Annotated in this window: 10 protein-coding genes; 6 read left to right on the top strand and 4 right to left on the bottom strand. The window is 39.3% G+C overall.

The features are described 5' to 3' along the window. Nucleotides 1-51: 51 nt before the first annotated feature. Nucleotides 52-459: a CBS domain-containing protein gene (locus tag UABAM_RS13565; protein WP_173013305.1), complete on the top strand. Its 408-nt coding sequence runs from the start codon at nucleotides 52-54 to the stop codon at nucleotides 457-459. Nucleotides 460-685: 226 nt separating this feature from the next. Here UABAM_RS13565 and UABAM_RS13560 read toward each other — a convergent pair whose 3' ends face one another. Then, complete coding sequence (locus tag UABAM_RS13560) at nucleotides 686-3,658, bottom strand: hypothetical protein (protein ID WP_151968542.1); 2,973 nt, start codon at nucleotides 3,656-3,658, stop codon at nucleotides 686-688. Nucleotides 3,659-3,814: 156 nt separating this feature from the next. Between UABAM_RS13560 and mvaD the strand changes: the two genes are divergently transcribed. The 3 genes from mvaD to UABAM_RS13545 all read left to right on the top strand — a co-directional run bounded on the left by mvaD (nucleotide 3,815) and on the right by UABAM_RS13545 (nucleotide 7,411). Continuing rightward, nucleotides 3,815-4,858, top strand: a complete 1,044-nt coding sequence (mvaD, locus tag UABAM_RS13555; RefSeq protein WP_151968541.1) for a diphosphomevalonate decarboxylase — start codon at nucleotides 3,815-3,817, stop codon at nucleotides 4,856-4,858. Between the two features lie 29 nt (nucleotides 4,859-4,887). Then, nucleotides 4,888-6,021, top strand: a complete 1,134-nt coding sequence (locus tag UABAM_RS13550; RefSeq protein ID WP_151968540.1) for a phosphomevalonate kinase — start codon at nucleotides 4,888-4,890, stop codon at nucleotides 6,019-6,021. Nucleotides 6,022-6,124: 103 nt separating this feature from the next. Next, complete coding sequence (locus tag UABAM_RS13545; protein ID WP_151968539.1) at nucleotides 6,125-7,411, top strand: FHA domain-containing serine/threonine-protein kinase; 1,287 nt, start codon at nucleotides 6,125-6,127, stop codon at nucleotides 7,409-7,411. Here UABAM_RS13545 and UABAM_RS13540 read toward each other — a convergent pair. Beyond that, nucleotides 7,374-7,997 (bottom strand): PEGA domain-containing protein, encoded by a 624-nt coding sequence (locus UABAM_RS13540; protein WP_151968538.1) that lies wholly within the window; start codon nucleotides 7,995-7,997, stop codon nucleotides 7,374-7,376. The genes UABAM_RS13545 and UABAM_RS13540 overlap by 38 nt on opposite strands. Nucleotides 7,998-8,103: 106 nt before the next feature. On the opposite strand from UABAM_RS13540, the gene UABAM_RS13535 reads away from it, so the two are divergent. Beyond that, on the top strand, nucleotides 8,104-9,618 hold the full coding sequence (locus UABAM_RS13535) for a leucine-rich repeat domain-containing protein (protein WP_151968537.1): 1,515 nt from the start codon (nucleotides 8,104-8,106) through the stop codon (nucleotides 9,616-9,618). 118 nt (nucleotides 9,619-9,736) lie between these two features. Continuing rightward, a complete protein-coding gene (locus UABAM_RS13530; protein ID WP_151968536.1) occupies nucleotides 9,737-10,501 on the top strand; it encodes a hypothetical protein in 765 nt (254 codons plus the stop codon). A 48-nt stretch (nucleotides 10,502-10,549) separates the two neighbouring features. Here UABAM_RS13530 and UABAM_RS13525 read toward each other — a convergent pair whose 3' ends face one another. Together UABAM_RS13525 and UABAM_RS13520 are read right to left on the bottom strand one after the other, a co-directional pair. Continuing rightward, the gene (locus UABAM_RS13525; protein ID WP_151968535.1) at nucleotides 10,550-11,944 is read right to left on the bottom strand and encodes a pyridoxal phosphate-dependent decarboxylase family protein; all 1,395 of its coding nucleotides are present in this window, start codon (nucleotides 11,942-11,944) and stop codon (nucleotides 10,550-10,552) included. An 82-nt stretch (nucleotides 11,945-12,026) separates the two neighbouring features. Next, entirely contained in the window at nucleotides 12,027-12,347 is a 321-nt protein-coding gene (locus UABAM_RS13520; RefSeq protein ID WP_151968534.1) for a hypothetical protein, read from the bottom strand. Nucleotides 12,348-12,563 lie beyond the last annotated feature (216 nt).

Below are 12,563 nucleotides of genomic sequence, written 5' to 3'. Positions count from 1 at the left end.
AAATAGAATACGCATAGTAAACTACAATATTCTATCTTGCAAAGGATGATTATGAATATTTCAACGATTATGAACAAAAATGTTCAGACAATTGCTAGCGATGCCTTAGTCAGCCAAGCAATGAAAGATATGAATCAAAAAGAAATTCGCCACCTTGTGGTCATGGATGGCGAGAGTGTTGTCGGGATTATTTCGAATCGTGGGATACCTATCAATTTAGCAAATTTGACCGACGAAGACGACAACTTTAAGATGTGGTCGGAGATAAAAGTAAAAGACCTCATGACACCTAATCCGGTTATTTTTAATCCAGGTGATGAAGTGGTAAAGTTAATGCAAGATGCCATTGACACTAAGTTTGGTGCTTTTCCTATTATGGATAAGGGTAGGCTCATTGGTATTGTAACGGTAATTGACTTATTACGTGTGGGTTTGGAGGCTTTGCAGAGTAAGAATTAGTGTAGGTATAGGTATTCGTTTGTGTGCGATGCCCTCACCATCGCCTTGTAGATTTCAGCTACGCTGAAAGCAACAAGCCTCATGCCTCTCCCACGGGAGAGGCGTAACACGTCTTAATTTGTTTCCATTCGTTTTGATTGATGCATATCAGAGTTCAACATCAATCAAAATAGTGTTTGGATCACTCCTTTTGTCTCGCAACTCAAACGAATTTTGTTTTTCCGTTTCACTCATTTTCTTCCACTACGGTAATTGGTTGCTCTTCATTGCTATGGCTGCTGAAAACCGTTCCCTCCTCGCTCGTACCTTCTATTTTTAAATTGGTTTTGGCGGTTTTTATATCGCGAATTTTATCTATAATGCGGCGAATTAATCCTATGCGTTTGCGTTTTACCTCAATCTCTAAATCAATGGAAGCATTTGGTTTCAAAGTTATGTTTTTATTGAGAACGCGCGCCTTAATTGCTTTGGTTAATTGAATATCTCCCTCGATGCGCAAATTTTCGATTTTGTGTGGTAACAAGCTTTTTAGTGTTAGAATGACATGATACACTCTTTCGCGAAAACGCCACTTGCGGATGCGAAATTTGTTGAGTTTTATTTCGAAAGGGCGCTTGCGAATTACTGTATTTTTGTGTACTTCGAACGGAAATTGGAAATGCTTGCTCGCTGTTTCTACTTCCACATGACCTTTTAATATCATTCTTAATGTTTGTCCTTCGTATTTTTCTTTCATGTCATTCCACGTTTTACGGGCAATGTGTAATGGAATACGAATGACATTTACTTTCTGCGCCACCAAATTTTGTACATGAACCTCTCCGCCCATTACCTGTACACCTTTTACTATTTTACGGTATGTGATGTTCAGTTTTTTTATGTCGTGGGCAAATTTGCTAAATACATTTAGTTTTAATTGTAGTTGCATATTTTGCCGACTCATTTTTAAAATTTGTAAGGCCACAGATTTTATTTCTAGTGATTTTCCTTGTAAATAAGCGTCTTTTTCTACGCGAAATGGAATTTGAACTTTTCCGCGTGTGGTTTCCCCTTGAATATTTCCGGTGATAAGAAACGGAACTAATTTACCAATATTTTCCGCTTTTGAGGCTTCCAATTTTTCTTTGTCTAAAACAATGGGAATTTCAAATAAACTCGAATGAGTGTCTTTTACATAATTGAATTTACCCTTGGCGATGTTATTGTGATTCATGAACATGTTGTACGTAATATTTAGAGCTTTTATTTTCGGTGCCGGAGTTATGTCTAATTTGACGCGAATGTGTTTTTTCCCCGCTTTTTCTTTTACCTCTAGACCGAGTACACGCACGTTTCTTTTCGGCGAAGACAGTAAGATATCTTTACGTACACGGAAAGGGACTTGCTGATCGTTTATGAACGCTTTACCGGTTAGAACTAGTGGTACTACCTGCCCTCCGTGTTTTTTGCGCAGTGTTTTGAGTTTTTCGACATTTATTTTTATGGGAATTTGCGCATGCATTTCTTTATTTTTAGGTGTTAAAAGAGCGCGGCCTGTCACCACTTGTGTATTGGCCAAACTCACGCGATAGGTAATTTTGGCTTTACGTGGTTTTGTATTACTTATCTTTAATGACGCTTCGATGTCCATACTGCGATCACTGTTTACGCGAATGAGTAAGTTTTGTACTTCCGCTTTTGCTTCGCGCGGCTTTAAAAGCACTTCTTTCGCAATAGTAAACGGAATATGAAACTCCTTCCCTGACAACTTTGCATGTAGTTTGCCGCTGACGATGAATGTGCACAAGGCATTCTTTGGCAGTGCTTTTAGTTGTTGTGTATTTATTTTGACAGGAATTGCTAGTTCTCCCCTGGAAAAGCTAGCGATTGAGGATCTGATCATTGCTTTTCCTGATACAATATGTTTATTGTTAGCGCTCACCTTATAAACCGCATGCAGGTGTTCAATATCTTTGTCGCTAGAGTTTTTAATTTCAACAATGGCATTGATCGAGACGTGGCCGTGATTGATGACAACGTCAATGTTTTTTACGCGGTGGCGCGGTTTATGGCGATCACGAAGAATAATATTTTTGTGTACTTCAAAGGGCGCGTCTATGAGCACTGATTCTGTTTGTAGTTGTAGGAATCCAGATATTTTTAGTTTGTGTAAAGGTGAGTTTTGTTTGTATGTACGTATTTTGTCTAAGTCGATTTCCGCCGGTAAGTTTAGGAGCAGTTGTTGTTTTGTGCTTTCGATTTCGACACTTCCCGTGGCGACTTTTTGTTCGTCGATGAGAACGTTGTAGTGCACTTTTCCCGACTTAATCTTTTTTGTATTGGCGACAGTGAGTTGTGCGTTTATGGTTGTTGGGCCGTGGAGTGGTTGTTGTACATTGATATGGTGAATTTTTGCGTTGAGTTTGCGACTAGCCAGTAAGATGTTTTTGCGCACGGAAAAATGAAATGACATATGCTTTGTGGCAATATTGCCTTTGATGAGTAATTTATTTACCGCGTCGCTAGAGGATTTAGCACGTAGCAATTTTGTTTTTTGTATGCGTAGAGGTAGGGTGACAATTCCCTCCGATTTGGCAGGTATACCATTACTGATGAGTTTGCCTTCGACAACTAGCGAATCGTTAAAGACCACATTGTAATCGACGTTGAAGTGTGGAATGTCTTTTTCTTTAGGATTTTCGACAATAATGTCTGCAGAGATCAATATTTCATGTTCGAGTATGTTTATGATGAGTTTGTCGATTTGTAAATGTTTGTTGCTGTTACCTTTGGGGAGAGGTATTTCTCGGGAAAAGTGGAAAGGGATCTCGATACTTTGTGAAGCTGCTTGAAACGAACCGTTAAATTCAAGAAGTATCGTTTTGCTGTTTTGCTGACGGATTTGTTGGAGCTTATCGATAAAAATAGTTGTCGGGAGTACCAACGACGCGCGGTTGTTTTCTATTTTTTGCGCGGGTAGTGTAATACTACCTTCTACAATAGTATTACTCTGCGTTGCGATTGCGTAGTGGATATCAAAATCTATGACAGGTATGTTTTGTGCAACAAGATGTACGTCGATATTCACTTGTTTCTCATGGAGATTGATTTTGACTTCTTTGATGGTGACACTTGCCGTGGAAAATGACCAAAAGAAGTACCCCGCAACTCCCGCGGTGACAACAATTGTAAAAAGTATAGCCGCTTTTATTTTTTTCATTTTGTAACTCCGCAACAATTATTTTTAAACTTTGGTAAACGCGATCAGATACATTATACTAATAAAACGCTTGGTACGCGTTAAAAATGACAAAAAGCGTTTGGAGTATCCACGCATATCCAGATAGACCACAAATATAAATAGAACGAGGATAATATGTATATTGCAACTTATACTGCTAGTGCAAATATTGCCGTTGTGAAGTACTGGGGGAAGAGAAATGAGGAGCTTATCTTGCCCTATAATAACAGCCTTAGTTTCACCATGGATGACAATTTGCAAACAATCACTACGGTGATGTTTTCTGAAAAATTTTCGCAAGATGAGCTGTGGTTAAACGGCAAAAAAATGGATTTGCAAAAGGGGAAAAAATCGCATGTTTTACCGGTGGATTTACTGCGTAAAAAGGCCGATATCGATTTGCCAGTGCGTATTGTTTCCAAAAACTGCTTTCCTACAGGAGCAGGGTTTGCATCTTCTGCATCAGGTGTTGCAGCTCTTGTTTGTGCTACATCCAAGGCTTTGAATTTGACGTTAAGTGGCAAAGAACTCTCCATGTTAGCGCGTCAAGGTAGTGGTAGTGCTTCGCGAAGTGTTTATGGCGGTTTTGTTGAGTGGCTGAAAGGTGATTTGGAAGATGGTACGGATTCTTTTGCACAGCAAATTGCTCCTCATGACCATTGGCCTGAGTTGCGCAATGTGATTGCAGTTGTGGAAACAGAAGAGAAGAAAGTAAGTTCGCGACACGGGATGAAAACAACCACCTTAACTAGCGCTTTATATGAAAAACGTTTGCAATATTTAGAGGGGGTAATTCCAAAAATGAAAGAAGCGGTCTTGCAAAAAGATTTTGCGACTTTCGCCGAACTAACGATGCGCGAGAGTAACAGTATGCATGCCTCTATGTTAGATACCTGGCCTCCAATTATGTATTTGAGTGATGGCTCGCGCGAGGTGATTTATATGGTCGAAGATCTCAACGCTGAATTGGGAAAAACTGTTGCGGGTTATACTTTTGATGCGGGACCTAATGCACACATTTACACTACGGAAGAATATGAGTCTGTGATTAAAGAGCGCTTGGAGAAAATAGCTCATGTCAAAAATATTGAAGTATGTAAAGTCGGACAAGGTCCACAACAAATTAGTGACGAAGCGCAATTTCTTATTGATCCTCAAAACGGCGAACCGCGTTTGTAAAGCAGCTAAAAATTATTAAAGAGATAACTATGCAAATTTTTGTGCCAGGAAAATTAATGCTATCAGGAGAATGGTGTGTGCTAGAGGAAGGCTTGCCATGCATCGTGATGTCTGTCAATGCGGGAATTTCTATTTTCATTACACCACAAGATGAATACACTTTTGCCGCCCCGGATTTTCAAATACATACCACTAGGTTTTCTTATGATGACGGAAACATTGTGTGGCGCGATTCGCTAAATGATATTCAACAAGCGCAACTGCACCTTTGTTGTAAAACAATGGGCATTACTTTGCAATATTTACAAAGTAAAAATATTGATTTACGCCACTTTTCACTTACCACTTCTTCTAAACAAACCATTGTCGAAAAAGACAATGGCAAAAAATACAAAATTGGGTTGGGAAGTTCTGCTGCCATTGCTGTTGGTGTTGTTGCTGCTATTTTTCAACTTCACGATTTGGATATTGAGCAAGCGCAAAACAAAAAAGTGATGTTCAATATCGCCTGTATCGCTCATTATCTTGTTCAAGAAAAGTTAGGAAGTGGTTTTGATATTGCCGCATCTGTTTGGGGAGGTGTTACGTATTACAAGAGATTTTCTCCGCAGTGGCTTACTGAAGAAATGCAACGACATGGGGTTGTCAGTGTATTAGATAAAGATTGGCCGGGACTGTACTGTGAAAATTTATCGTTCCCTGAAAATTTAAGGTTACTTGTTGGATTTGTTGGTTATAGTGCCAATACGAAAAAGTTGATTCGCTCCCTGTACGAGTTTCGCGACAAAAACCCACAGAAATATTTGGACAAGATGCGCGAAATATCTGTAGTAGTTGATAGTATTAAGGGGAGTCTATTATCCCCAAATACCGATGAGTTACTTGGTCTTATTACAAAGAATCGTTATCTTTTACGCGACATGAACCAATTCAGTTATCGCAAGTTAGAAACAAAAGAGCTGGCGTTTCTCGCTGATATTGCGGAGGAGTATGAGGCCGCTGGAAAATTTTCGGGAGCAGGAGCCGGAGATTGTGGCATAGCCATTGTGCCAAAAGAAAAAGACAGCGAGCGAATATTGAAAAAGTGGCAACAGTACGGGATTATTCCGATCGATTTATCTTTAAGCCGTCGCGGCGCGCATGTCGTTACGCACGGTCCGTAAAAATACAGTGGAGAAAAGTTCAGAATTTCTTGTGGCAAAATGGCAATGATGATATAATTTTTCCGTTCCAAACTAGAATATATTATAGAGAGTTGAAAAAGCTATGATAAAAATTCGTTGTATCAAAGGTTCTTTGGCCAAAGAGGAATTTTGTTTTCACACCAGTAGACGAATTTCTATAGGCCGTTCGAAAAAGAACTTTATTAGCATAGAAAGCAACAGCAAAATATCTCGCCATCATTGCATACTTGAAATTGTCCCACCATTCACTGTTTTTTTACACGATTTGGGAAGCCGCAATGGTACATCTATTGGTGAATTGCATGAAAAAAAGATTTCTTTTGTCAAGGTAACAGAAGGGTGCTATTTGCATTCGAAGATATACGTTCGCGTTATCGATCATATTTTCGAAATACAGTGTCGCGAAGCGGAAAATAAGATATCCTGTTCAAAATGTGATAAGACAATCTCAACGCGTGAATGTGCCAATGGAGGGTGTGTGTGTGGAAGTAGTACGATTTGCGATGCTTGTTTCAATAAACAACTCACTACAGATAAAAATTTTATCGACAATTTAGAAATTCTGGAAAAAATAGATGAGGACTCCGTTGCGTCTACATACAAAGCGCGTAATGTCCTTAGCGATTGCAAAACATTTGCTATAAAAATTATTCCTCCTGCATCTCTTTCAAATGAAAAGCAACATCAACAATTTTTGAACGAACTAAAAATTGCTACAAAAATTAAGCACCCGAATATCGCACGTTATTTAGGCGCTGGTTTTGTCGCGAAAGGCAATTGTTTTTACATTGCGATAGAATACGTTCGCGGAACAAATCTTGACGAACATTTGCAAAAGCTGCAACGGCCCTTAAATCTGCAAGAGGCCAAGCCCATCTTTTTCCAACTACTCGACGCACTGCAACACTTACATTCGCGGAAATTGGTTCATTATGATATAAAGCCTACAAATGTCATACTCCAAGAAGACAACAAAGTAAAATTACTCGACTTTGGATTGACCAAAAGTTTTGAAAAAGCGGGCTTGCATGGCTTAATTTTACACAAACGCCTAAAGAAAACCCGTGAATACATGGCGCCAGAGCAATGTTGTGATTCTAGTAACATCGATCCACGATCCGATATTTATTCCTTGGCAGCGACATTTTACTTTTTATTGACACAGCGCAATATATTTCCCGGAGAAACCACCAATATGTTGCATAAAGTTTTGTTCACGCCTCCCATACCTATTCAACAAAGAGATCCATCTATTCCTCTGCGCCTAAACAAAACACTGATGAAGGCTTTAGAAAAAGAACCGAAAAATCGTTATCAGACGATCGCCGAATTTAGCGAGCAGTTGCGCGAAGACTTCCAAATAATTTAGAGCAATTCATTTGTGATGTAGTCTTTATTGGTGTGACGAATAAAAAAAACAGGGCAATAAGGCACAGCGAAATCCATGTGATAAAGCCGACGGCCAAGGAATTGATTTTTGCGGGCAGCCAACGCGGTCTCCATGTTCGCAAGCGCATTTCTAAAAGCCAATACATTCTATCGTACCATGAGATTTTTATTATGATTGGTTGGGCGCTAGGTGCAAAACAATTGGAACGTATTTGCGGATAATAGCTTGGTAGTGATAGATCATCATTGTCCAAATATATGATGCTAGTGCGCGGCCGTGCACTCATGTATAGTTTTATGGTGACTTTTTGTTGCTCATCGCTAGTAATTGTTATTTGTTTTTGTAAAGGTTCATAACCCTTTTTTTCCGCCTTAATACTATAATCTCCCGGTTGGAGTTGTTGTTTATATTTGGAAATTTTTTGCCCTTCCAACCACACCTTGTCAGGACGAATAACTTGATTGTTGTAGTCTGTGTAAAATTCTAAGACCACTTCTTGACTTTGCAAAGAACTGCCTAAAGACAATAAACACAGTAAAGGTAGTAAAAGTAATTGTTTGTTCATCGTCGCCTCCTATCTGTTTAATATAAGAATCGTTGTCTATTTTAGACATAAGCAACAAAGAAATATTCAGCGATAAATAAATCTTACTTTTTGATTGGGTATCTATATGGAAAGAATAGAACGTCAGCAGTTAAAATCATTAGAGAGTGATAAGGAATACAATTCTTGTGTTTTTTACTTAGATGACGAAACACACACCATCAAAAATTCACGTTTTTACCACTGTAGTTTTCGATCACCAACAAGTCTTATATTAAAAAACTGCAAATTTGAAAATAGTAATTTCTCCTATCTGCACCTTGTATGCGATGACGAAATATCGTTAGAGTATTTAGAACTAAAACCCAATGCTTTGACTATTAATTTTCACATACGGAAAATACCACAAGAGATTTGCCAATTACGAAATCTGGAAAAATTAATTGCTGATAGATCAAGGATCTCTAGCTTACCGCCGGAAATTGGACAACTCACTAGTCTCACACACCTAAATCTTCGTGGTAATTTTTTAAAGAATTTACCTGAAGAAATGGGAGAACTTACAAGACTTACATATCTCAATCTGGATGTAAACAAGTTAACTTGTCTGCCATTTTCCATTGGCAAATTAGAAAATCTTACTTATTTAAGTTTACGTAATAATGCACTAACGGATGTACCAGTTTCCATTAGCAAGCTCAAAAATCTATCGAATCTAAGTCTCGCCGGTAATAAACTAAATGATTTTCCCGCTACCATTAGTGAATTACCCAACCTAGCGGATTTAGATCTAATGGGTTGTGGTTTAGCAAAATTACCAACAAGTATCGGTCAATTGACTAACCTTCGCTCCTTACTTCTTTATAACAACGAACTAACAAAGTTACCTGCCGAAATTGGTCGACTAAAAAATCTTGCGAAATTGGGGTTGAGTGACAATAATCTACAAGCACTACCAGGTGAAATTGCACAATTGTCCGCGCTAACAGAACTAGATTTGCAAAACAATACTTTCGAACTTTTGCCAAAAGAGATCGGTGAATTGACGCGTCTTACTGAACTCAATTTGTGGGGAAACTCGTTGAGAAAATTACCAACAGAGGTCGGTCAGCTTGTAAATCTTAAAATACTAGAGTTGACAGGAAATCAGTTAACGGAATTACCTCGCGAAATTGGTCAACTTGTCCATTTGAAAACCTTAAGTTTTGAAGGAAGTCATTTAACAGAACTACCAGCAGAGATTGGACAAATTACGCATCTGGAAAATCTTCATATATATTTTAATAATGCCTTGACAAAATTACCCGCAGAGATCGGCCTACTTACTAACCTTAGGTATTTGATAATACGCGACAATCAATTAAGTGAATTGCCGGCGGAGATAGGAAAACTTACGAACCTTGAGTATTTAGATTTGAGTGAAAATAGAATAGCACAACTACCAAAAGAGATCGGAAAACTTTCCAAATTGAGAGAGTTAAATCTTTTCAATAACCGATTAACTCACTTACCTTGCGAAATGACAAACCTCACATCTTTGACATTACTATCTTTGGATGGAAATCAGTTTGAGTTACCGCTAGAAATGAATAAAAGTCCTCAGGAGCAAATACAGTTTGTTTTGAATAGAGCACATACATAGCGATAAAAATTTTTTATTTTTTTGGGATACGCGTTATTTTTTTCTCCAATACTACTGTAGAAACCGATATTTGAAACGACATAGTCACAAACAACTTTTACTTCCCAGGAGAATTGAAATGAAAAAAACCATCCTTTTGATTTTTTGCACGGTTACGTTATTTGCACAACAAAGCGTTGAAAACATATACAAGGAAGCGTTTAAAATTGCAACCAATCCCGATGAAATTTCTAAATTTAGAGATCCAGCACATGCACTGTCTGACTTATGGGGATATAGTTCAAACATTCCTTTCAAGCTTTTTTATGAAGAATCATCTATATTTGACTGGGAAACTACTAAGAAACCTGAGCCTGGTAACGCTATTCTGTTTAAGGAAAGCGAAGACATTTATTTGATTTTAGGTGTTGTCAAAACAATCCAATATCAAGAAATTCGAATATTTCTAGATCTAAAAACGTTTAAGGTAATCTTTTCTCAAAAAAGAGCGAGCGAATATAAAGTTATTCGAAAAAAAGATTTAATACGCAATGCCTCCCTTCAAAGGCACGCCGTGTCGTACGCTTTTAAAAGTTCTTTTGGAGAGTCTTCGCACAATTTTACGGGTGTTTTAAGACCTAAAGACATGGTGGTCGCAAAGTTTTATCCTATCGCTACCATCGCCTTTACCAATTCGGAGCAAGCAACCATTCACACCACAAATCAGCAAAAAGTTGTGAAAAAATTTGAAGGAAAAATGATCTCCGGCTCTGTGTGTAATTTCTTTGATACAAATGAGGGAGAAATTACTCTGGATGCTAAAATTATGGATTCACAGCAAAATGCTTCTAGCAATCCTGACGCTTTGCTTGTATTGGAAATGGTCGTTATAGAAAGAGATTAACCTTTACGTTGCAAGCGCTGTTAAAGCAGTGCTTGCAACGATTTTACTTTAATGTAAAACATTTTTGAACGCTTGAACCACACGTTCAATATCGCTCTTCGTGGTTTGCCAATTGACCACACTAACTCTCATCACCACATTTCCATCCCATTTGGATTCCGAGAAAAAAGCTTCGCCGCTTTCGTTTACCTTACGTACAACTTGTTGGGTGTACTTATCGTGGTCATTGGAATTATTTCCCTCAGGATCGCAGAATCTTATCAGAGCCTGGTTTAATGTTGGTTTCCATATGATTTCCGTGTGCGGTAGCTTTTCCATTTCTGCGACAAAGAATGCGCAATGGTCACAGCATCTTTCCACTAAATCAGCCACACCTTTTTTTCCTAACTCTTTCAACGCCGCGTAAACAGGCACTCCTCTCGCACGTCTTGACCACTCTGGTGTCCAATCGATTTGGTCACGAGCAGTTTTATGCGGGGGCATATACGCCGCGTGAATGGTCATCGAGTTGCGATGTGATTCGCGGTCTTTGACGATGGCGATACCGCAATCAAAAGGAACATTGAGCCATTTATGTGCATCTGTGGCCCAGCTATCGGCTTGTTGAATGCCTGCGGTAAAGTTTTTTAGCCGTAAGCTTGCTCGGGCAAAAAGGCCAAAAGCACCGTCGATGTGTACCCAGGCATTGTGCTCTTTGGCAATGGGAATCAATTCACTAAAGCTATCAAATGCGGCGATGTTTAAATCTGCGGCGTCGAGCACCACAATTTTGGGACCCGAATACGCCTGTATTTTCTTCGCAAATTCTTCCTTGAGTATTCTTCCTTTCGCATCGGTAGCTATTTTGTGTAAACATTTGTTACCTAGGCCCAGGTAACGCACGGCACGGTCTACGGAGCCGTGACGATGTTCGCTGGTGAAAATGCCAATTTGTGGTGCGCCACATAAGCCATCTTGGTTGACATCCCAGTCCAAATCTTTGAGTACTTTGTATCGCGCAGCAGATAAACAAGTGAAGTGCGCTAGTTGGCAACCGGTGGTAAAACCAAAAGAGCTTTCACGCGGTAGGTCTAAAAGTTCGAGAATCCATTTTCCGGCAACCTCTTCGACAACGTTCACCGCAGCACCACAGGCAAATAAAACTGCATTTTGATCCCAACTACTTGTCAACCAATCGCTGGCAAGAGCTGCTGGCAATCCTCCACCGATGACCCACGCAAAAAAACGTCCTCCGGGGCTTCCTAGTAAGTTATCTTTGCAATTGTCTACTAAGTGACGTACCACGTCTTCTCCAGGCATTCCGTCTTCGGGCATCGCCACCATCAGCCTGTTGAGTAGTTCTTCGCGGTCCGCTTTGTTTAAAATGGGATTTTGGTCTAAATTTTCTAACCATTGCTTGGCTTCGCGAAATGCTACGTCAAGTGCTGCATATTTGTCTTTCATAATATTTTATCCGTTTAGTAAGGTATTTGTTATTAAGACACTTGTTTAACAGTTGTACGCCACTTTTTTGACCTATCTAAATTTATTGTTGATCTTCATTTTCATCATCAGGAAACGCTTGTTCGTAAAGCTCGTCGCGAATGTCGTCTCCTGGTACTGTCCACCAGTAGGGTTTATCTACTTTGGGTTCCACATGTTCATGTATGGAAACGAGTCCTAAAAGCTCGATGGGGTTGGCGGCCAAGAAATCGTATTCGCCTTTTTCCGCAAACCACAACAATGATTCTGGTATGATCATTTCCTCTTCATCTAATTCGCCTTCGAGGCGAAGTTTGTATCCTTTGTTGCGGATAATGCGCAGACAAGTATTGTATACATTGCAATGGCTGGATAAGCGTGACATATTTTTTCCTGTTTCGTTGTTGTTGCAACGCAAGTGAATTTTGTTTTTACCGAAAGAGAATCATTACGCCTCTCCCGTGGGAGAGGCATGAGATTTGTGGCTTTCAGCGTAGCTGAAATCTACAAATTCGATGGTGAGGGCACCAACATGGAAACGAATCGCTAAAACAAAACCAATATAAACATACGAAGAAAACGTGCGTCTATCTTTAGTTCG

Origin of the sequence: Candidatus Uabimicrobium amorphum (genome assembly GCF_009002475.1) — a bacterium.
Taxonomy (GTDB): domain Bacteria; phylum Planctomycetota; class Uabimicrobiia; order Uabimicrobiales; family Uabimicrobiaceae; genus Uabimicrobium; species Uabimicrobium amorphum.
The sequence above is the reverse complement of the archived record's forward strand: the minus strand, read 5'-3'. Positions and strand labels throughout refer to the sequence as shown.